General features: G+C 73.1%; 16 protein-coding genes. 9 read left to right on the top strand and 7 right to left on the bottom strand.

The genetic code is table 11. The features are described 5' to 3' along the window. Positions 1–67 precede the first annotated feature (67 nt). The 6 genes from ACIBL4_RS07605 to sucD all read left to right on the top strand — a co-directional run bounded on the left by ACIBL4_RS07605 (position 68) and on the right by sucD (position 8,792). Positions 68–1,243, top strand: a complete 1,176-nt coding sequence (locus tag ACIBL4_RS07605; protein ID WP_399407467.1) for an AAA family ATPase — start codon at positions 68–70, stop codon at positions 1,241–1,243. 40 nt (positions 1,244–1,283) lie between these two features. Further along, positions 1,284–3,833 carry a DUF5682 family protein gene (locus ACIBL4_RS07600; RefSeq protein WP_399407465.1) on the top strand — a complete coding sequence of 850 codons (2,550 nt, stop codon included), beginning with the start codon at positions 1,284–1,286 and terminating at the stop codon, positions 3,831–3,833. Between the two features lie 139 nt (positions 3,834–3,972). Then, on the top strand, positions 3,973–5,136 hold the full coding sequence (locus ACIBL4_RS07595) for a VWA domain-containing protein (RefSeq protein WP_399407463.1): 1,164 nt from the start codon (positions 3,973–3,975) through the stop codon (positions 5,134–5,136). 205 nt (positions 5,137–5,341) lie between these two features. After that, positions 5,342–6,259 carry a hypothetical protein gene (locus ACIBL4_RS07590; RefSeq protein ID WP_399407461.1) on the top strand — a complete coding sequence of 306 codons (918 nt, stop codon included), beginning with the start codon at positions 5,342–5,344 and terminating at the stop codon, positions 6,257–6,259. Between the two features lie 448 nt (positions 6,260–6,707). Beyond that, positions 6,708–7,886 (top strand): ADP-forming succinate--CoA ligase subunit beta, encoded by a 1,179-nt coding sequence (gene sucC, locus ACIBL4_RS07585; protein ID WP_399407459.1) that lies wholly within the window; start codon positions 6,708–6,710, stop codon positions 7,884–7,886. 21 nt (positions 7,887–7,907) lie between these two features. Next, entirely contained in the window at positions 7,908–8,792 is an 885-nt protein-coding gene (gene sucD, locus ACIBL4_RS07580) for a succinate--CoA ligase subunit alpha (protein ID WP_399407457.1), read from the top strand. Between the two features lie 93 nt (positions 8,793–8,885). Here sucD and ACIBL4_RS07575 read toward each other — a convergent pair whose 3' ends face one another. Further along, entirely contained in the window at positions 8,886–10,301 is a 1,416-nt protein-coding gene (locus tag ACIBL4_RS07575) for a helix-turn-helix domain-containing protein (protein ID WP_399407455.1), read from the bottom strand. Positions 10,302–10,396: 95 nt separating this feature from the next. Between ACIBL4_RS07575 and ACIBL4_RS07570 the strand changes: the two genes are divergently transcribed. Continuing rightward, positions 10,397–12,328 (top strand): DUF6350 family protein, encoded by a 1,932-nt coding sequence (locus tag ACIBL4_RS07570; protein WP_399407453.1) that lies wholly within the window; start codon positions 10,397–10,399, stop codon positions 12,326–12,328. Between the two features lie 16 nt (positions 12,329–12,344). On the opposite strand, the gene ACIBL4_RS07565 is transcribed toward ACIBL4_RS07570, so the two are convergent. Next, positions 12,345–13,121, bottom strand: coding sequence for a hypothetical protein (locus ACIBL4_RS07565; protein WP_399407451.1), 777 nt, complete (start codon positions 13,119–13,121; stop codon positions 12,345–12,347). 322 nt (positions 13,122–13,443) lie between these two features. On the opposite strand from ACIBL4_RS07565, the gene purN reads away from it, so the two are divergent. Both purN and purH read left to right on the top strand, forming a co-directional pair. After that, positions 13,444–14,082 carry a phosphoribosylglycinamide formyltransferase gene (gene purN, locus ACIBL4_RS07560; RefSeq protein WP_399407449.1) on the top strand — a complete coding sequence of 213 codons (639 nt, stop codon included), beginning with the start codon at positions 13,444–13,446 and terminating at the stop codon, positions 14,080–14,082. After that, positions 14,079–15,644 (top strand): bifunctional phosphoribosylaminoimidazolecarboxamide formyltransferase/IMP cyclohydrolase, encoded by a 1,566-nt coding sequence (purH, locus tag ACIBL4_RS07555; protein ID WP_399407447.1) that lies wholly within the window; start codon positions 14,079–14,081, stop codon positions 15,642–15,644. Before purN ends, purH begins: the two co-directional genes overlap by 4 nt. Positions 15,645–15,692: 48 nt before the next feature. Here purH and ACIBL4_RS07550 read toward each other — a convergent pair whose 3' ends face one another. The 5 genes from ACIBL4_RS07550 to ACIBL4_RS07530 all read right to left on the bottom strand — a co-directional run bounded on the left by ACIBL4_RS07550 (position 15,693) and on the right by ACIBL4_RS07530 (position 21,332). Further along, positions 15,693–16,286 (bottom strand): ALF repeat-containing protein, encoded by a 594-nt coding sequence (locus tag ACIBL4_RS07550; RefSeq protein WP_399407445.1) that lies wholly within the window; start codon positions 16,284–16,286, stop codon positions 15,693–15,695. Positions 16,287–16,416: 130 nt separating this feature from the next. Then, entirely contained in the window at positions 16,417–18,189 is a 1,773-nt protein-coding gene (locus tag ACIBL4_RS07545; RefSeq protein WP_399407443.1) for a protein kinase, read from the bottom strand. 122 nt (positions 18,190–18,311) lie between these two features. Next, on the bottom strand, positions 18,312–19,874 hold the full coding sequence (locus ACIBL4_RS07540) for a protein kinase (protein WP_399407441.1): 1,563 nt from the start codon (positions 19,872–19,874) through the stop codon (positions 18,312–18,314). Next, positions 19,871–20,620, bottom strand: coding sequence for an FHA domain-containing protein (locus tag ACIBL4_RS07535; protein WP_399407439.1), 750 nt, complete (start codon positions 20,618–20,620; stop codon positions 19,871–19,873). The genes ACIBL4_RS07540 and ACIBL4_RS07535 overlap by 4 nt, the downstream gene beginning before the upstream one ends. Before the next feature lie 130 nt (positions 20,621–20,750). Beyond that, complete coding sequence (locus ACIBL4_RS07530) at positions 20,751–21,332, bottom strand: hypothetical protein (protein WP_399407437.1); 582 nt, start codon at positions 21,330–21,332, stop codon at positions 20,751–20,753. Positions 21,333–21,569: the final 237 nt, after the last annotated feature.

Below are 21,569 nucleotides of genomic sequence, written 5' to 3'. Positions count from 1 at the left end.
ATTGTCAGTGGTGTGGTGCAACGTGGATGCCAGATCCGAACCGGCCGAGCTGGAGGGGGACTCAGCCATGCCTGTGTCCGTAGAACCGACGTCCGTCGACCCGAGCCAGAACGGGTCCGCGCCCGCGAACGCGGGCACGGGCGCACCCGCGGACGTACCCGAGGCAGAAGCGCTGCGGCCGCACGCCGAGGACGCCTTCGCCGGTGAACTCGCCGCGCTGGCCGCGCAGGACGACCGTCCGCGTCCGGCCCGCTGGAAGCTGTCTCCGTGGGCGGTGGCGACGTACCTGCTCGGCGGCACGCTGCCGGACGGCACGGTGATCACACCCAAGTACGTCGGCCCGCGCCGCATCGTCGAGGTCGCCGTCACCACACTCGCCACCGACCGCGCCCTGCTCCTGCTCGGCGTGCCCGGCACGGCGAAGACCTGGGTCTCCGAGCATCTGGCCGCAGCGGTCAGCGGCGACTCCACCCTGCTGGTGCAGGGCACGGCCGGCACACCGGAGGAGGCCATCCGGTACGGCTGGAACTACGCGCAGCTGCTCGCCCACGGCCCGAGCCGCGACGCCCTCGTGCCCAGCCCGGTCATGCGGGCCATGGCGGAGGGCATGACGGCCCGCGTCGAGGAACTGACCCGCATCCCGGCCGACGTGCAGGACACGCTCATCACGATCCTGTCGGAGAAGACGCTGCCGATACCGGAGCTGGGCCAGGAGGTGCAGGCGGTCCGCGGCTTCAACCTGATCGCCACGGCCAACGACCGCGACCGCGGGGTCAACGACCTGTCCAGCGCCCTGCGCCGCCGTTTCAACACGGTGGTGCTGCCGTTGCCGGAGACCCCCGAGGCCGAGGTCGACATCGTCTCGCGCCGGGTCGACCAGATCGGCCGCTCCCTCGACCTGCCGGCCGCGCCCGACGGCCTCGACGAGATCCGCCGGGTGGTCACGGTCTTCCGCGAGCTGCGCGACGGGGTCACGACCGACGGCCGGACGAAGCTGAAGTCGCCGAGCGGCACGCTGTCCACGGCCGAGGCGATCTCCGTCGTCACCAACGGCCTCGCCCTGGCGGCCCACTTCGGCGACGGCGTGCTGCGGGCGGGTGACGTGGCCGCGGGCATCCTCGGCGCGGTGGTCCGCGACCCGGCGGCCGACCGGGTCATCTGGCAGGAGTACCTGGAGACGGTGGTCCGTGAGCGGGACGGCTGGAAGGACTTCTACCGGGCCTGCCGGGAGGTGAGCGCGTGAGCGACGCGGGGCGGGGGTCGGTTGCGGGACCGGGCATGCGATGGGAGGGGACCAAGTGACGGACTTGGAAGAAGCCGCGGGCCGGGCGGCCGGGGCGGGGCCGTTGCTGCTCGGGGTGCGGCATCACGGGCCGGGGTCGGCACGGGCCGTGCGGGCGGCGCTGGAGGAGGCCCGGCCGCGGGTCGTGCTGATCGAGGGGCCGCCCGAGGCCGATGCCCTGATCCCGCTCGCCGCCGACGAGGAGATGCGGCCGCCGGTCGCCCTGCTCGCCCACGCCGCGGACGAGCCCGGCCGCTCGGCGTTCTGGCCGCTGGCCGAGTTCTCCCCGGAGTGGGTCGCCATCCGCTGGGCCCTGGAACACGACGTCCCCGCCCGCTTCATCGACCTGCCGGCCACGCACACGCTGGCGTGGGGGAGGCAGGAGGACGAGGCCGGAGTGGAGGGGGACTCTCCGTTGGATGCCGAGACGGCGGACAGCGAGGGTGACGCGGCCTGCGGTGCGGAGCCGGGGGGACCCGGACACGGCCCCGCATCCGGACCCGAACCAGGACCCGAACCAGGACCCGAACCAGGACCCGGACCCGAACCAGGACCCGGACCCGAACCAGGACCCGGGCCTGAACCCGGCCCCGGACCCGCCGACGTGCGGATCGATCCGCTCGGTGTGCTCGCCGAGACCGCCGGCTACGACGACCCGGAGCGGTGGTGGGAGGACGTCGTGGAGCACCGGGGCGTGGGGAAGGGGGACGCGCTCGCGCCGTTCACCGTGCTCGAGGAGGCCATGGGGGCGCTGCGGGAGACCTACGGCAGCGGGGGACACGACCGGGACCTGGTGCGCGAGGCGTACATGCGGCTCCAGCTGCGGGCCGCCCAGCGGGAGTTCGAGGACGGCGTGGCCGTCGTGTGCGGGGCGTGGCATGTGCCCGCCCTGCGCCGGAAGACCACCGTCGCCGCCGACAAGGCGCTGCTCAAGGGGCTGCCCAAGGTCAAGACCGACATGACGTGGGTGCCGTGGACCCACCGTCGGCTGTCCCGGGTGAGCGGGTACGGAGCCGGCATCGACTCGCCGGGCTGGTACGGGCATTTGTTCAGCGCCCCGGACCGGCCGGTCGAGCGGTGGATGACCAAGGTGGCGGGCCTGCTGCGCGCCGAGGACCGGCTCGTCTCCTCCGCGCACGTCATCGAGGCCGTGCGGCTGGCCGAGACGCTCGCCGCGATGCGGGGCCGTCCGCTGCCCGGCCTGAGCGAGACGACCGATGCGGTGCGGGCGGTGATGTGCGAAGGTTCGGACGTGCCGCTGGCGCTGGTGCGGGACCGGCTGGTCGTGGGGGACGTGCTGGGGGAGGTGCCGCCGACGGCCCCGGCGGTTCCGCTGCAGCGGGACCTCGCCCGGCTCCAGCGCCGCCTGCGGCTGAAGCCGGAGGCGCTCGAGCGGGAGCTGGAGCTCGACCTGCGCAAGGAGACCGACGCCGCCCGCAGCAGGCTGCTGCACCGGCTGCGGTTGCTCGGCATCGGGTGGGGCGAACCGGCTGCCTCGCGGGGCAGCACGGGCACGTTCCGTGAGACGTGGCGGCTGCGCTGGGAGCCCGAGCTGTCGGTGCGGGTCGCCGAGGCCGGGGTGTGGGGGACGACCGTCCTGTCCGCCGCGACCGCCAAGGCCGAGGCGGACGCCGTCACCGCGCAGGGGCTCGCCGAGGTCACCGCACTCGCCGAGCGCTGCCTGCTGGCCGAACTGCCCGACGCCCTGCCGACGGTGATGCGGATCCTCGCCGACCGGGCGGCACTCGACGCGGACGTCGGCCGGCTCGCCGAGGCGCTGCCGGCCCTGGTGCGTTCCCTGCGCTACGGCGATGTGCGCGGCACGGACACCGGGGCCCTGGGAGAGGTCGCGGCGGGTCTGGCCGAGCGGGTCTTCGTCGGCCTGCCCCCGGCCTGTGCCGCACTTGACGCGGACGGCGCCGAGGAGATGCGGCGTCATGTCGACGCCGTGCACGGGGCTGTGGGACTCCTGGGGGACGCCCCCGCAGCCGGACGAGGCCGCTTGAGAGCCCGCTGGCAGGCGGTGCTGCGGGTGCTGTGCGGGCGGGACACCGTACCCGGAGTGATCAGGGGGCGGGCCGTCCGGCTCCTGCTGGACGACGGGGAGTTGGCGCACGACGAGGCGGCGCGGCTCATGGGGCTCGTCCTGTCGCCGGGCACACCGCCGCCGGACGCGGCCGCGTGGATCGAGGGCTTCGTCGGAGGACGCTCCGGGGGCGGGATGCTCCTGGTGCACGACGAGCGGCTGCTCGGGCTGGTCGACGCCTGGCTGACCGGAGTGCCGCCGGAGGCGTTCACGGACGTCCTGCCCCTGCTGCGGCGGACGTTCTCGGCGTACGAGCCCGGCGTGCGGCGAACCCTCGGCGAACTGGTCCGGCGCGGGCCGAGGGCCGGGAGCGGTGCGACCGGGGCCGGCTCCGGCATACCCGGTTTCGCGGCGGAGCTCGACCCGGTGCGCGCGGACGCCGTGTTGCCGGTCCTGCGGCTGCTGCTCGGGCTGGACGAAGTGGCAGGGCACATCGGCGACGAACTGGTGGGGGTGACGGGATGACGACCGACGGAGTGCGGCGGCCGGTTCCGAACGCGGAAGCGGGCGACACCGACGGGAACGGGTCGCCGGCGGAAGGCCGGCCGGTGATGGCCGTGCCGGTGATCCCGCTGTGGGAACGGCCTCGTGAGGGAGGACACGGATGACGGCCGAGGTGACGGACCCGGCGCAGGAGCGGCTGCGGCGGTGGCGGCTCGTGCTCGGCGGTGACGCGGCGGACGGCACCGGGTGTGAACTGTCCGGGCGGGACGCGGCGATGGACGGAGCGCTGGCCGCGCTCTACGGAAAGGGGGAGAAGCCGCAGGGGGGCCGGGACCGTTCGGCGGGGCTCGGGGCGTCGGCGCCGTCCGTGGCGCGCTGGCTCGGGGACATCCGGACGTACTTCCCGTCCTCCGTCGTACAGGTCATGCAGCGCGACGCCATCGACCGGCTCGGTCTCGCCACGCTCCTTCTGGAGCCGGAGATGCTGGAGGCGGTGGAGGCCGACGTACACCTCGTCGGCACGCTGCTGTCGCTCAACAAGGCCATGCCCGAGACGACGAAGGAGACGGCACGGGCCGTCGTGCGCAAGGTCGTCGAGGACCTGGAGAAGCGGCTCGCCACCCGCACCAGGGCCACCCTCACCGGCGCCCTCGACCGCAGCGCCCGGATCAACCGGCCCCGCCATCACGACATCGACTGGAACCGCACGATCGCGGCCAACCTCAAGCACTACCTGCCCGAGTACCGAACGATCGTGCCGGAGCGGCTCATCGGGTACGGGCGGGCGTCCCAGACCACGAAGAAGGAGGTCGTCCTCTGTATCGACCAGTCGGGATCCATGGCCGCATCGGTGGTGTACGCGTCGGTGTTCGGGGCGGTGCTCGCCTCGATGCGGACGATCTCCACGCGACTCGTCGTCTTCGACACGGCGGTCGTCGACCTCACGGACCAGCTCGACGACCCCGTCGACGTCCTGTTCGGGACGCAACTGGGTGGCGGCACGGACATCAACCGGGCACTCGCCTACTGCCAGTCGCAGATCACCCGTCCCGCGGAGACCGTGGTCGTGCTGATCAGCGACCTCTACGAGGGAGGCATCCGGGACGAGATGCTCAAGCGGGTCGCGGCGATGAAGGCCTCGGGGGTGCAGTTCGTGACGCTGCTGGCGCTCTCCGACGAGGGGGCACCGGCGTACGACCGGGAGCACGCGGCCGCGCTCGCCGCGCTGGGGGCACCGGCGTTCGCCTGCACGCCTGACCTGTTCCCCGAGGTGATGGCGGCGGCGATCGAGAAGCGTCCGCTGCCGATACCCGACGCGGCGTGACGTGCGGAGAGCCGCGGCGGTCCGACTTCGGCCGCAAACCGGATATGACTGCCCGTCAGTGGGTAAGGGGCTTGCGTCAACTCCGCACTCCCGTGCGAGGATCGGCGTCTGCTCGGCGGTGCGTCGCGCTGCGCTTGTTCCGTAGCACGGGAGGAAGCTCCCCCTCTTGATCTGGTCAGCAGCCCTGCCCGGTGCCGTTGTGCGCATGCTGCGCACAGCGGCCGGGTGGCGTGCGCTCCGGGTGGCGCTGCTGCTGGGCGGGGTGCTCGTCATCGGGCTTCTGTGCGGGGAGCGGGCGTATGCGGCGGACGGCGTGCGGGGGCTGACGGGCGCGGACGTCATGGCCGGGTGGATCGGCTCGCCGGGTCTCCCTTCCCTGTCCGGAGCCGGTAGCGCTTCCCACGCGGGGGCCGACGTGGCGGCCGTGGGGGAGCGGGTCGTGCGGGTGGTCGGTGATACGGGCGAGGCAGTGAGGCCGGGGCGGGGAGAGGCCCGGGCGAAGAAGCCGCTGCCGTTGCCGTCTTCCTCGCCGTTGCCGTTGCTGTCGCCGTCGCTCAAGCTGCCTGTGCCGGCAGAGCTGCCCGCCCTGTCCGACCCGCCGACGGCACCCGCACTCCCGATCGATCTCCTGCCCCCACCCCCCACCGGCGAAGTCACGCTCCCGGGAGCGCCCTCGGCCGACGCCCCCGCCTCCGTCGGACGGACCGAGGCGACGGACGTCGTCACCGCGAGGACGGACACCGTGGTGCGCGGCACAGAGCACCGCACCACCGGACTCGCCGAGCACCACGCCGCCGGACTCGCAGAGCACCCCAGCCACACCAGACGCACAGACCCGGACCACCCCAGACGCACAGACCCGGACCACCCCAGACGCACAGACCACGCAGGCCCGTCCGACCGCCTCGGACACGGCCCGGGCGCGCACGTGCCCGCAGACCGGCCTGGCGGCACGCTCGGCGACCGGTACACGGCCGACGGCGGTACGACACGTCACGGTGACGCGTACGCCGTCACCCTGAGCCCTATGGCCCCGCTGAGACTCCTGCCCGGTGTCGCGGCGCCCTCTCGCACGGCCCGCACCCGGGACAGTCACCGAGCCATCCCCGTCTTCCCCGGCTAGCACTCGGCACCCCCACACATCACCGTTCTCCCTCCCCCCACCGACTCCACGAGGCATCCCCTCCGGGCGGTCGAAACCGTCGGTCGTCCGAGGCCGAGACCTCGTGGATGGGGTCGGGTGGTCCCCATTGGGGTGGGGACCAACTGCCCCGCACCCCGGAGAGCCGGGGTGTCAGACGGGCCTCACCGGGTCAACCCCAGCCCGGTGAGGCCCCTCACGCCCGGCACGCCGTGCCAGAGAGTGCGGCATCATGTGACAGGTATCACCGCTCAGGTGTGACCCTCGATTTAGAGGCCCCTCGCAAGCAGCGATAACCTGCGAGACGGACATGCCGCGCGCTCGGACACCGTGTGCGCCTCCCTTGTGACAGACAGCGGACGTCACGTTGCCCTCGCGGCACGCCCACGCAGACAACGAACCGCGAGATCACTGATAGGGACGGAAGCGCGTGGACCTGTTCGAGTACCAGGCGAGGGACCTCTTCGCCAAGCACGATGTACCGGTGCTGGCCGGTGAAGTCATCGACACGCCTGAGGCGGCCCGCGCAGCCACCGAGCGCCTCGGTGGCAAGTCCGTCGTCAAGGCCCAGGTGAAGGTCGGCGGCCGTGGCAAGGCAGGTGGCGTGAAGCTCGCCGCCAGCCCCGACGAGGCCGTCGAGCATGCGACCAACATCCTCGGCATGGACATCAAGGGCCACACGGTCCACAAGGTGATGATCGCCGAGACGGCCCCGGAGATCGTGGAGGAGTACTACGTCTCCTTCCTCCTGGACCGTGCCAACCGCACCTTCCTCTCCATCGCCTCCGTCGAGGGCGGCATGGAGATCGAGGAGGTGGCGGCCACCCGCCCCGAGGCCGTCGCCAAGACGCCGATCGACGCCAACGAGGGCGTCACCGAGGCGAAGGCCCGCGAGATCGTCGAGGCCGCCAAGTTCCCGGCCGAGGTCGCCGACAAGGTCGTGAACGTCCTCGTCAAGCTGTGGGACACCTTCATCAAGGAGGACGCCCTCCTGGTCGAGGTCAACCCGCTGGCCAAGGTCGCCTCCGGTGAGGTCATCGCCCTGGACGGCAAGGTCTCCCTGGACGAGAACGCCGAGTTCCGTCAGCCGGAGCACGAGGCCCTCCAGGACAAGGAGGCGGCCAACCCGCTCGAGGCCGCCGCCAAGGAGAAGAACCTCAACTACGTCAAGCTCGACGGCGAGGTCGGCATCATCGGCAACGGCGCGGGTCTCGTCATGAGCACCCTGGACGTCGTCGCGTACGCCGGTGAGAAGCACGGTGGCGTCAAGCCGGCCAACTTCCTCGACATCGGCGGTGGCGCCTCCGCCGCCGTCATGGCGAACGGCCTGGAGATCATCCTCGGCGACCCGGACGTCAAGTCGGTGTTCGTCAACGTCTTCGGCGGCATCACCGCCTGTGACGAGGTCGCCAACGGCATCGTGCAGGCGCTGCAGCTGCTCAAGGACAAGGGCGAGGAAGTCACCAAGCCCCTCGTCGTCCGTCTGGACGGCAACAACGCCGAGCTGGGTCGCAAGATCCTCTCCGACGCCAACCACCCGCTGGTCCAGCGCGTGGACACCATGGACGGCGCGGCCGACAAGGCCGCCGAGCTCGCGGCTGCGAAGTAAGGGACGAGGGACTAAACAGCCATGGCTATCTTCCTCAACAAGGACTCCAAGGTCATCGTCCAGGGCATGACCGGTGCCACGGGCATGAAGCACACCAAGCTCATGCTGGCCGACGGCACCAACATCGTCGGTGGCGTGAACCCCCGCAAGGCGGGCACGTCGGTCGACATCGACGGCAACGAGATCCCGGTCTTCGGCACGGTCGCCGAGGCGATCGAGAAGACGGGCGCGAACGTATCCGTCCTCTTCGTCCCGCCGGCCTTCGCCAAGGCCGCCGTCGTCGAGGCCATCGACGCCGAGATCCCGCTCGCGGTGGTCATCACCGAGGGCATCGCGGTCCACGACTCGGCCGCGTTCTACGCCTACGCCGTGTCCAAGGGCAACAAGACCCGGATCATCGGCCCGAACTGCCCCGGTCTCATCACGCCGGGCCAGTCGAACGCCGGCATCATCCCGGGCGACATCACCAAGCCGGGCCGCATCGGCCTGGTGTCGAAGTCCGGCACGCTGACGTACCAGATGATGTACGAGCTGCGGGACATCGGCTTCTCGTCGGCCGTCGGTATCGGTGGCGACCCGATCATCGGTACGACGCACATCGACGCGCTCGCCGCGTTCGAGGCCGACCCCGACACCGACCTGATCGTCATGATCGGTGAGATCGGCGGCGACGCCGAGGAGCGTGCCGCGGCCTTCATCAAGGAGAACGTGAAGAAGCCGGTCGTCGGCTACGTCGCGGGCTTCACCGCGCCCGAGGGCAAGACCATGGGCCACGCCGGCGCCATCGTCTCCGGCTCCTCCGGCACGGCCGCCGCGAAGAAGGAGGCCCTCGAGGCCGCCGGCGTCAAGGTCGGCAAGACGCCGACCGAGACGGCGAAGCTGGCGCGCGCGATCCTCGCCGGCTGAGCAGGGCCAGCGCCCTACGGCTCAGCCGTACAGCTCATGAGTGGGCCCGCTCCCTGCACGGGGGCGGGCCCACTGCCTTTCCTGTAACAGGCGTCAGCGTGGCTGCGGCATCAGCCGGACCGGCCCCCGCTGCTCCTCCTCGCGCAGCTTCGCCCGCAGCTCCCGCTCCGATTCCGACAGCGGCCCGGGCGCGACCGGTGGCGGCACCCCCTGGACGGTCTCGCCCGGCGGCACCGGCGGCTCGTAGTGCGTGGGGGCCGTGCGGGCGGTGAGGGCCGTGGCTCCGATCAGGGCGACCGTGAAGGCGATGACGGCCCGGGTCCAGAAACGGGCCCGGCGTTCCCCGGCCCGGCGCACGACCAGGGGTTTGGCGGCCCGCAGCCGCTCGATGGAGGCCAGCTCGACCAGCCGCCAGTGGAGCACCTCCGGGTCCGCCAGCTCCGGCAGCCGCTCGGCGACCGCCTGCCGCGCGTGCGCCAGCCGGTTCGCGGCCGCGAGGCTGCTCGCCTCCGTCTCCGCCGCCGTCTCCGGCAGGCCGAGCCCGACACCGTCGTACAGGATCAGCGTGCGGCGGTACGAGGGCGGCAGCTTCAGCAGGGTGTTCAGCAGGGCACGGTCGAAGGCGTCGGGGGGCGGCGGCTCGGGATACCGGTAGCGGGGGCGGAACCGGTGCCAGGGGGAGAGGGCACAGTCGTAGGCCACTGCCCGTACCCAGCCCGCCGGGTCGCGGTCGCGGGCCACCTCGGGCCAGCGCTGCCAGGCGATGTGAAAGGCCCGTTCGACCGACTCCCGCGCCAGCTCGCGGCGGCCGGTCAGCAGGTAGGTCTGCCGGACGAGCGCGGGCGCGCAGAAGGCGTACAGCGCGTCGAAGGCCTGATCGGGCGTCAGGGCGGGGGCGGCATCGTCCGGCCGCCCCGGGACCGTCGCCCGGGCGGGGCCGGACCGCCGGTCGGTACCGGTGACATGGCCGCGATCGGCGACGGCGACGGCGGCCTCGGCGGTCGTATGGCGGTGGTCCACGCCGGTGGTGTGGCGGTGGTCGGCGGCGGGGCCGCGGTTCCGGACGCTGCCGGCGGTACGGCCGTGCTCGCCGGCCGAAGCGCGGCTGCGGCGGTCGACGACGGTACGGTCCTGGTCCGCGGCGGAGGCGCGACTTTGATCCGTGGGGGCCGGGCGACCCCGGTCCGTGGCGGAGGCACGGCCCCGGTTCCGGCCGGAGGCCCGGCCGCGGTCCCCGGCCGAGGGGCGGCCCCGACCGCTCACGCCTGACGTGCCGCGCTCCTCATGAGGCGGTGTCACGTCCGCCTCCGGGCCCAGTGAGTTCAGCAGCTTCGCGTACTTCTCCCCTTTCCGGCCGCGCGGCGTCGAGTGACCGGTCTCCCACCCGCGCACCGTCTCGCTGGTGACGCCCAGCCGGGAAGCCAGCTGAGCCCGCGTCAGCGAGGCGGCCTCGCGCAGGCGTCGGCGCTCCTTGGGCGGCGGGAGCGGGAGGGCAGGGCTCTGTGTCACCGGACGCCCCCCTGTGAGAAAAGTACATAAACGTATATTGAGCGACACAGCGATGGTTCGCCTGTTACGACGGGAAAGCGTGTGTCGTTGGGAGCATGGCGGGCGTGATCGAGATGACCGCTCGCCGACGTCCGCCGTCGCCCCTGCTCCTCCGGATGCGCGACCGTTCGCCCGGGCTGGGCGGCGCCCTCGTGGGTGGTGCGGTCGCGGCGGGCCTCGGTCTCGCGGCGTTCGCCGTGCCGGTGATGCTGCTGTGGATCACCTCGCCGTACCCCGACAGCGGACCGGGCGGCGCACTGCACGTGGCGGCGGCGCTGTGGCTGCTGGCCCACGGAGCCGAACTGGTCCGCACCGACACGCTCGCCGGCGTCCCGGCTCCCGTGGGCGTCCCGCCGCTGCTGCTGCTCGTACTGCCGGTGTGGCTGCTGCACCGGGCGGGGCGGGACGCCACGGACGGCGGGGCGGGGGACGAGGGCGACGGTCCCGACGACGGCTTCGCCGAGGGCATCGCGGCTGTCGAGGGCCTCGCGAGGGTCGCGGGCCTCTCAGCGGTTCCGGGCCTCTCAGCGGTTCCGGGCGTCTCGGCGGTCGCGGGGCCGCCGCTGGTCTCCGCCCGTATCGCCTGGACGGGCGTCGTCCTCGGCTACCTCGCTGTCGCCGCGCCCGCGGCCCTGTACGCCGCGGGCGGTGTGCTGCGGCCGTCGTGGGTGTGGGCGGGAGTGTGCGTGCCATTGGTCGCCGTCCTGGCGGCCGGGGCGGGCGTGTGGTCGGCGTACGGCCGTCCGGCCGGGCCGCTGCGGCGGCTGCTGGGCGTGCTGCCCGCGGGGGTACGGCCGCTGGTCCTGGGGCCGGACGGGCGCCCGGGTGCCGCCGCCCGGGCCGCGGCGGCCGGGGTGGCGGTCCTCCTCGGGGGCGGTGCGCTGCTGGTGGCGGTGTCGCTGGTGGGGCACGGGACGGCGGCCCAGGCGGCGTTGCTGCAGCTGACGGAGGGGTGGTCGGGGCGGTTCGCGGTGCTGTTGCTGTGTGCGGCCCTGGTGCCGAACGCGGCGGTGTGGGGCGCCGCCTACGCCCTCGGCCCCGGCTTCGCCCTCGGCGCGGGCCATGCCGTCAGCCCGCTGTCCTCCGCACCGGCTCCGTTCCTGCCGCCGTTTCCGCTGCTGGCGGCCGTGCCGGAGGCGGGGGAGGGGCGGCTGGTGCACTGGGCGGCGGCCGGGGCCGTGCCGATGGTCGCCGGGGTGGTGGTCGGCTGGATCGTGGCGCGGGCGGCGGTCTCCGCAGAGCACGGCGGGACGCGGCCGGGCGGCGGGCAGGGTGACGTCTGGTCACCGGGGCGCACCGCCCGTGCCGCCGCCCTCGCGGCCGTACTGTCCGCGGCCGTACTCGCGGGGCTCGCCGCGCTGGCGGGGGGCCCGCTCGGGGTGGCCGTCCTGGCCCGGTTCGGGCCGGTGTGGTGGCAGGTGGGTACGGCGGCACTGGCGTGGCTGATGCTGCTGGCCGTCCCGACGGCGGTGACCGTACGGTCCTGGCACAGCCGGGCGCCCCAGGCGGACGGGCCGAATATCGGCAGACAGCGCGAAGAACCGGCCGAGGGCAAGCCCCAGCGGACGGGCTCGCGCCGCGCCCGTGGCTGGCTCACAAGCACCGGAACCGCCGGGATCGCCGGAGTCGCCGGCAGCACGGGCAGCGGCGCCGCCGCCGGACCTGCCGGTGGCACGGGAAGCACCGGGGCCGCCGCGGCTGCTGGAGTCGCCGGGGCCGCCGGGGCTGCCCGAGTTGCCGGGGACTCCGCCGGAACCGCCGGAGCCGCCCAGGACGGTGCCTCCCCGTCCGACGGGACCGCGAAGCCGAGGACCTCACCCCCCGCACCGGAGGCCCCCTACTCGCCCTACATCCCCTTCGCCCAGGACGCCCAGGACCGCAACGACCCCCCACTCGAGCCGTACGATTTCCTGCCGCCCGACCCGGCTCCCGAGCCCTGCGACGTCCCGCCCCCGCCCGGCCCCATCCCCAGGTCGGACACCCCCTGAAGCAGCGGGCCGTCCGTCAGCCGTCCGTGCCCAGGAAGCCCCGCAGTTCCTTCGGCAGAAGCTCCGTGCAGGACTGCTTGGCTTCGTTCGTGAGGGCGTCGTTCGTGCACGTGTAGTAGTCGCGGTAGACCATCTGGGCCGTGAACGACGCGGCCACCAGGGCGATGGCAAGGGACGCCGTGACCAGCCCGCTCACCGCGGCCGTCGTCTGGGGGCGGCCCGTCTGCTCGGGGGCCGGGGCGTCCGGGTCGGGCCTGCGGGGCTTGGCACGCAGGGCGCTGATGCCCCAGTAGAGGGCGAGCGCGCCGAGCAGCAGCGCCACGTACGGCCAGCTGAAGAGGGCGAAGAAGAAGGCCCACATGCCGGAGAGCAGGGCGTAGCGCGCACGGCGCTGGGCGGGATCCGTCGGGTCCCAGCGCGGGTTCGCGCTGCCCTGGGGGCCACCCGGGCCCTCGGGGCCGCCGCCGGGGCGCTCGCCGAAGCCGTCGGAGGAACGGCCGGGCTGCCGGTCGCTCCACTGCCTGCCCCAGGGGGCGCGGTCGTCCTCGCCGCCGTCCCGGGAGTCGTCGCCCGACGGGCGCCGCGGCTGCCAGGGCCGGTCCGGGGTGCCCTCGGGCGGCGGGGCGAAGGGGTTGTCCTCCTGGGACCCGCGCCCTCGCTCGTCGCCGCGGTCGCCGTCCGACGGCGCGTCGGGTGGTGAGCTGGGGCGCTCCCGCAGCAGCACGCTGCCGCGCTCCCCTCCCTGCGCCGACAGCTGGGGGAACGTGAGGAGTCGCAGGCTGCGGTCCGGCATCAAGTGAGCGTCTTCCCGTTGATGAGTAGGAACGAGTTGCTGAGCAGGGATGGGGGGGACAGAACCGAACGGTGTCGGACCCGGGCCCGCCACCTCTTGAACGCATCGCGTCCGGACGGCGTTCCCGAACCGGCTCGGCCCAGACGCTACCTTCCGGCCAGGCCCCCGTCCCGCGGGGGCTGCCCGGTGTGCCGGTATCGTTGCTGACGGTCGGCCGGTTCGTAGGCTTCCCCGTATCCGGGGGCGCGAAGCATTCGTATGAATGCACAAACGCCGGGGCCGGTCGCCTGGACAGACGCTCCCTTCGAGAAAGGCCCCCACCGTGGCCGCCAAGCCCGTGGCCCCGCGCGCCAAGCGCCTTGTCGTGCTGGTCTCCGGATCCGGCACCAACCTTCAGGCGCTGCTCGACGAGATCGACGCCGCCGGTGCGCAGGAGTACGGGGCCGAGATCGTGGCCGTCGGCGCCGATCGTGAGGGCATCGAGGGGCTGGCCCGCGCCGAGCGCGCCGGGCTGCCGACCTTCGTGCGCAAGGTGAAGGACTACGGCAGCCGCGAGGAGTGGGACGCCGCCCTCGCCGAGGCCGTCGCCGCCTACGAGCCCGACCTCGTCGTCTCCGCCGGGTTCATGAAGATCGTCGGCAAGGAGTTCCTCGCGCGGTTCGGCGGGCGGTTCGTCAACACGCACCCGGCCCTGCTGCCCAGTTTCCCGGGGGCCCACGGCGTGCGGGACGCGCTCGCGTACGGCGCCAAGGTCACCGGCTGCACCGTCCACTTCGTCGACGACGGCGTCGACACCGGACCGATCATCGCGCAGGGCGTGGTGGAGGTCCGGGACGAGGACGACGAAGGCGCTCTGCACGAGCGCATCAAGGAAGTCGAGCGAAGGCTGCTCGTCGAGGTCGTGGGGCGGCTCGCCCGCAACGGCTATCGCATTGAGGGACGAAAGGTAGTTATCCAGTGACCGCCGAGAGCAACAAGCGGCCCCTTCGCCGGGCGCTCGTCAGCGTCTACGACAAGACCGGGCTGGAGGAGCTCGCGCGCGGGCTCCACGAGGCCGGGGTCGAGCTCGTCTCCACCGGCTCCACCGCTGCGAAGATCGCCGCTGCCGGCGTCCCCGTCACCAAGGTCGAGGAGCTCACCGGCTTCCCCGAGTGCCTGGACGGCCGCGTCAAGACGCTGCACCCGCGCGTGCATGCCGGCATCCTCGCCGACCTGCGCCTGGACAGCCACCGCGAGCAGCTCGCCGAGCTGGAAGTCGAGCCGTTCGACCTCGTCGTCGTCAACCTCTACCCGTTCCGCGAGACCGTCGCCTCCGGTGCCTCGCCCGACGAGTGCGTGGAGCAGATCGACATCGGCGGCCCGTCGATGGTCCGCGCCGCCGCCAAGAACCACCCCTCGGTCGCGGTCGTCACCAGCCCGGCCCGTTACGCCGACGTGCTCAAGGCCGTCCAGAGCGGCGGCTTCGACCTCGCCACCCGCAAGCGGCTCGCCGCCGAGGCCTTCCAGCACACGGCCGCCTACGACGTCGCCGTCGCCTCCTGGTTCGCCTCCTCCTACGCGCCCGTCGACGAGTCGCAGTTCCCGGACTTCCTCGGCGCCACCTGGGAGCGCGAGCACACCCTGCGCTACGGCGAGAACCCGCACCAGCCGGCCGCGCTCTACGTCTCCCCGGAGGGCGGCGGTCTCGCCCAGGCCGAGCAGCTGCACGGCAAGGAGATGTCGTACAACAACTACACCGACACGGACGCCGCCCGTCGTGCCGCGTACGACCACGCCGAGCCCTGCGTCGCGATCATCAAGCACGCCAACCCCTGCGGTATCGCGGTGGGCGCGGATGTCGCCGAGGCGCACCGCAAGGCGCACGCCTGCGACCCGCTGTCGGCGTTCGGCGGTGTGATCGCGGTCAACCGCCCGGTCAGCAAGGAGATGGCCGAGCAGGTCGCGGAGATCTTCACCGAGGTCATCGTCGCGCCGGACTACGAGGACGGCGCCCTGGAGGCCCTCACCAAGAAGAAGAACATCCGCGTGCTGCGCTGCCCCGACGGGCCCTCCGCCCCGGTCGAGGTCAAGCCCATCGACGGCGGCGCGCTGCTGCAGGTGACCGACCGGCTCCAGGCCGACGGCGACGACCCGGCCAACTGGACGCTGGCGACCGGCGAGGCGCTGGACGCCGACGAGCTCCAGCAGCTCGCCTTCGCCTGGAAGGCCTGCCGCGCGGTGAAGTCCAACGCGATCCTGCTCGCCAAGGACGGTGCCTCGGTGGGCGTCGGCATGGGGCAGGTCAACCGGGTCGACTCCTGCAAGCTGGCGGTGGAGCGGGCCGGGGCCGAGCGGGCCCGGGGCGCATACGTCGCGTCGGACGCGTTCTTCCCGTTCCCCGACAACATCGACGTCCTGGGCGCCGCCGGCGTCAAGGCCATCGTGCAGCCCGGCGGTTCCGTCCGTGACGAACTGGTCGTCGAGGCCGCGCAGAAGGCCGGCATCACGATGTACTTCACCGGGACGCGGCACTTCTTCCACTGACGGTGGCGAGCGGGTCGGCGGTCAACGCCGGCCCGCTCCCCGTACGACTCAGCCGTCGACCTCGTACCGCCCGACCTCCAGGAAGTACCGCAGCTCCTCCGGAGTGCCGTCGATGGCCTCCTCGGCGGCGGCCCTGAGCGCCGCGCTGATGGTCGGGTCGGCCAGGATCCGGGCGACGGCGACGCGGTCGTCCTCGGCCTGGGCGAGGCGGTAGCCGGTCTCCAGGAAGGCGCGCAGGGCCTCCGGGGTGTTCACGTCGAGTGCCTTGCCGGCTTCCCGCTTGACGCCCCGGCCGGAGTCCGGGTCGGCCAGGATGCGGGCGACGGCGACGCGGTCGTCCTCGGCCTGGGCGAGGCGGTAGCCCGTCTTCAGGAACTCCCGCATGTCCTCCACGGTGCCGTCGAGGGCCTCGTTGGCCTCCCGGATGACGCCTCGGCCGCTGTCCTCGTCGGCGATGATGCGGGCGATCGCGATCCGCAGGTCGTCCTCCGACATCTCGTCCACCGGCGTGCCGTCCGTCACCGCGGTGGCGGTCACGGCGGGCGCCGACGGGGCCGGGCCGGCGGCGAAGGCCGGGGTGGTGAGCAGGAGGGCCGGTGCCAGGGCGGCGGCGACGATCAGGGCACCGTGGGTGGGTCTCATGCGTGAACCTTCCTAAGGGAAAAGGGAGTTGGTGAGGCCGAGTGGTGCCAGGCTGCTGCCTGGGACCCGGTGCGGACATCCTCACATTGACCGCCGCGCGCGGCAGCTCCCTTTTTCAGGTCGAGGATTTTCAGGTCGAGGAGCGCAGCGCCGCCCACGTCCTGGGGCCGACCTTGCCGTCGGGGTCCAGCCCCTTGGCGCGCTGGAAGCCGCGTACCGCCGTGACGGTGTCCTTGCCGAACTGGCCGTCCACGCCCGCGCCGCCCACGGCGTAGCCGCGCTTGGCCAGCATGCACTGCACCTGTACGACGCGCTGGCCGCTGTCGCCGCGGCGGGTGAGTTCGGTGCCGGAGTAGTAGGTGCAGTCGGTGAGCCACGGGGGCCCGGCCGGGGCGGTCGGCGTCTCCGTCGGCTCCGTGGCCGACGGCCGGGGCTTCGTCGTCTCCGGCGGGGGAGCGGGGGCGGTGGTGCGGGTGTCGGCCTCGGCACTGTGGTCCGAGGGGCCGGGTGAGGTGCCCCTGGTCGTGCTCTCGCTCCGAGGGACCTGGCTGGACGGTGTGGGGGAATCCGGGTGGTCGAGGCCCGGCAGGGACGTCCGGTCGTGACCGTCGCCGGTCGCACGGGCCGTGGGCGCGGCGGAGCCGCTGTCGCCGGCCGACGAAGGGCGCGTGGCCAGAAAGGCCGTCAGGCCGAGGGCGCACACGGTGAGTACGGCGGCGAGGACGGCGTAAGGTTTCAGCCGCCGCCGGGCGGGAGTCCCGGCCGCCGGTGCCGCCACCGGCGTACTCTCCGCTGCCGGCGTACTCCCCGCCACCGGCGTACTCCCCGCCACCGGCGTACCCCCCGCCACCGGCGGCCCGAAGCCCGGCTGCCCCGCCACCGGTACGCCGGGTAACTGCGCTGCTCCGGGCGGCGCGAACCCCGGCACCGCAGCCACCGCCCGCCGCACCGGCGGCGCCGGTAACGGACCGTCCCTCAGCGCCTCGTGGGCCCGCTGCCGGGCCAGGATGCGGCTGCCCAGCGGCTCCTGCCAGGAGGCGGACCGGGGCTGCGTTGAGGCCGCGTCGACCAGGTCCTGGGGGCCGGGGCGCAGGGCCGGGTCCTTGGAGAGGCACGCCGTGAGGAGGTCGGCCAGAGCCGGATCGGCCGTCCGCACCTCGGACATGACCTCCGCGTTCGGCTCCTCCGAGGCGATGCGGTGCAGGACGTCCACGCCGGTGCCGTCGCCGAAGGGGGCGTGGCCGGTGACCGCGTGGACGACCGTGCTCGCGCAGCAGAACACGTCGGAGGCCGTGTCGCACCGGCCGTCCCTGAGGTACTCGGGGGACATGAAGGCGGGGGTGCCGACGCGGTTGCCGGTCGTGGTGATCGCGCTGGAGTCGACGGCCTGGGCGATGCCGAAGTCGACGACGTGTGCGCCCTGTCGGGTCAGGAGAACGTTGGAGGGCTTGAAGTCCCGGTGCACGATCCCGGTCGCGGCCAGCGCGCCGAGCGCCCGCCCGAGATCGGCCACCAGCCGCCAGGCGTCGTCCGGTGGCAGGACACCGCAGTCCCGCACCGCCTCCGCCAGGTTGAGACCGGGTAAGTACACGGTCGCCATCCACAGCAGCTCGCTGTCCGGCTCGAAGCCCGTGCCCAGCAGCTCGGGCGTGTAGGGCGCGCCCACGCGCGCGTGCACGGTGGCCTCCCGCTCGAACCGCCGCCGGAAGGGCACGTCCTCGGCGTACTCGGGCCGGATGACCTTCACCGCGGCGAGCCCGGGCGTCCCGTCCCCGTGCCGCGCCAGATAGACCCGTCCCATACCGCCCCGGCCGAGCAGCCCCAGTGGTACGTACGGTCCGACCCGCACCGGATCGGCGGGCCGCAGCGGCACGCAACCGGTCTGCGCGACGGCGTCTGACATGGATCCCCCGGCTGTGGTCCTGGCAGCGATGCCGGAAACGGTACCGGAGGCAGGCCGCCGGTCTGACGTACCGGGCGCCCTGACCTACCCGGCGCCCGGGGAGTACCTGTGAACTCTGAGGGTCACTTCTTCGCGGCCGGGGTGTACTCCTTGAGGTAGTGGGCGACGCGGGCGGCGTAGTCGCGGTACTTCGGGGGAACGCCGCCCGCGTTGTTCACGCTCTCGTACGACGTCCGGTACGCGGCGGCGACCAGCACCCGGCGGTCGCCGCGCAGTCCGGCCTCCAGGCGCGGTTCGGCGAAGCACAGATAGCGGGCCATGGCCGGGATGGACTCGGAAGGGGTGAGCGGCGGCCTGGGGGTCTCCTTCGCGGGGACGCCGTCGGCGCGGATCCACCAGCGCAGGATGCTCGGGGTCCAGCGGGCGATGCCGTACTCGCCCTCCTCGCCCGCGTCCGGGTCGGAGAGATCGGGGTCGAAGTCGCTCTCCACCTTCAGCATCGCGGCGATGAGCGCCGGGGTGATCTCCGGCTGGACGCAGTCGTGGGCCGAGTCGACGATGAGCCGCCGGTAGGCGACCGGGACGCCCTTGTCGGTGCGCAGTTCGGAGGCGCCGTACGTGGCGGGGGACACCTTCCGGGTCTCGCCGGTCCTGTTCCCGCCGTCGTCGCCGGGACCGGCCCAGGTGGCGACGCCGTAGCCGAGGGCGGCGACGGCGGCACCGGCCGCCAGGACCGCGATGCGGCGGGAGCGGTGGCGGGCCGGGCGCAGACGGGGCAGGCGGAAGGAGCGGTGGCCGGTGCCGGCGGCCGCCCGGACGCGGGCGAGCAGGGTGTCGCCGGAGACGCGGTCCTGGTGGGTGCGGGTCAGGCAGGCGGAGATGATCTGCCGCCAGTCGTCGGGCAGTTCGGGCGACAGGCGCAGCTCGTCGGTGCCGCGGGCGTAGGCGGCGGCCGCGTCGCGGCGGGCCGTCGCGGTCGCGCCGGGCAGCGGGAAGGAGTCGGTGAGGACGAGGTGCGCGAGGACACCGAAGGCCCAGATGTCGGCCGACGGGCGGATCCTGCGGCCCCGTTCGCCGATCTCGGTCCACAGGAGCTCGGGCGGGGTGTAGTCGGGGGTGGAGAACGCCGGGGTGTAGGCGTGGGTGCCCTCCAGCTCGGCGGCCATGTTGAAGTCGGCGAGGCGGACCGAACCGTCGTCCATCAGCAGCACGTTGGCCGGCTTCAGGTCGCCGTGCACCCAGCCGGCGCCGTGCAGCTGGGCCAGGCCCTCGCAGATCTGCGCGAGCAGCGCGGGACCGGCCTCGGGCCGGGGCTCCGCGGTGAGCAGGGCGGACAGGGAGCCCTCGGCCCGCTCCAGGACGAGGACGGTGGCGCCGTCCAGTTCCGGCCGGTCCGGGTCGTCGACCGTCAGCGTCTCGTACATCCGCACCAGGCGCGGTTGCTTCAGCCGCCGGTACAGCTCGACCTCCCGCTCGACCAGCTCGCGCAGATGGGTCAGCCGGCGGGGCGTGGCCGTGCCCGTGGGCAGGAACTTCAGGGCGGCCGTCCGGGGCAGCTCCGTGCTCTCCCCGGTGCGCCGGGCCGCGTACACACTGCCGAAGGCGCCGGTCGCGAGGGGCTCGCGCACCTCCCAGACCCCGACCCGGTAGCCCTTCGGCACCGCGACGGCGTAGGGCTCGGTCACCGGGTCACCCGGCCCGGCGGGGGGCTCGCCAGGACGGCCAGGTCGTCCTCGCGGACCAGGTCGAAGCGGAGCGCCAGGGAGACCAGGGACTCCTTCTTGCCGTTCAGCCGCGGGCCGGTGTCCGCGCTCTCCGGGCCCGGCTTCAGGCGCAGTTTCACGGCGAGGTAGTCGATGTTCCACTGCACCGAGGTGCGGGACGCGGCCGGCCAGGTGGGGCGCAGACGGTCGGCGACCTGGTCGACGGTGGGCAGCGGGGCGTGCGGGGTGCCGCGCAGGCGCGGTTCGCACAGGGCGGCCAGGACCGCGAAGTAGCGCTTGGTGCGGTCGAGGGAGAAGGCCGGTGCGGTCGTGGCGCCGTCGAGGCCGCCGGTGCCGCTCAGGTAGTCGTGGCGCGGCGCCCACACCTGGAGCGCCAGCAGGTCGCCGGCGGCGGGCAGCACGATCCGCGAGAACTCGAAGGGGATCGGCGCGTCCAGCCGCCCGGGCCCGATCTTGACGTGTTCCCCCGCGCCTTCCGGGTTCTCCACCAGGTAGGTCAGGTCACGGCTGAGGTTGCTGAGGATCCAGAAGGCGCCCTGCGCGGTGATCTCACCGGCCCGGCGGGAGACTCCGTCGTGGGTGATGCGCAGGTCGTTGCCGTGTGCGGAGCGGCCGAACGCGAGGCGTTCGCCGGGTGCGAGTCTGATCTGACCGGGGTTTCGCTCGTCCTCCGTGGTCGGCGGAGGTACCACGATGATGCTGTACAAGGTGCTCTCCCGTGCCTGACAGCTATGGACGTCAGACTAGGGCGACGCACCAGGGCCGTGCCCCCCTCGAACGGGTGAGACACGGCCCTTGGATGCGATTGGCGCGAACTGTTCCGCCCGCCGCGTCCGTTCAGTAACGGGGGCGGTTGAACCAGGCCTTGCCGTTGGCGTTGCCGACGAACACCGCGATCAGGATGGCCAGGACGGTGTGCACCAGGCCCACGAGGATGAACGGGTAGATGCCGAGGACGGCGGTGATGATGGCGAAGACCAGGATGGTCACGCGGGCGCCGTTGCCGCCGTTCTTGAACTTCGTCGCCAGGACGGCCGCGAACACCAGCCAGGCCAGGCCGAACACCACGTAACCCCAGATCAGGCCGGTCGACTGGCCGACCAGGTCCTGGAGAGCGGCGTTGTCCTGGAGGGCCTCGTCGTCCTTCGCGGAATTGATGGCCGCAGCGCCGAGGCCGAGGATCACCACGGCGACGACCTGCAGACCGACGATGACCCACATCATCACGCGGGCCGCGCTCACGGAGCCCGGCATCGTCGTCGGCGCGGCGGGACCGCCGTACTGGGACACCGGAGGGGCCTGCGGGTAGCCGTACCCGGGCGCCTGCCCCTGCTGCTGCGGGTAGCCGTAGCCCTGCTGCGGCTGCTGCGGCTGCCCCTGGGGAGCGCCGTAGGGATTGTTCGGGTCGCCGTAGCTCATGGGGGCTTTCCTCCGTTGGTCCGAGTGCGGGGACGACGCGTGGCATCCGTACGGAGGAGAGTTCTTCAGACAGCGACCGTCCCCCCGTTGAGCTGCCCGCGGCACTTGTCAGGTCATCGTTCTTCACCACTGACGGGCTTGTCCAGCCGCATTCCCGATGTGTTGTGCAAGTGCAACATCACTGATCATGGGCGGATACGGGGGGAGGGGCCCCGCGGTGCCCGTATTGCGGCCGGA

The sequence above is a fragment of the Streptomyces sp. NPDC050416 genome (genome assembly GCF_044458845.1).
Lineage (GTDB): Bacteria > Actinomycetota > Actinomycetes > Streptomycetales > Streptomycetaceae > Streptomyces.
The sequence above is the reverse complement of the archived record's forward strand: the minus strand, read 5'-3'. Positions and strand labels throughout refer to the sequence as shown.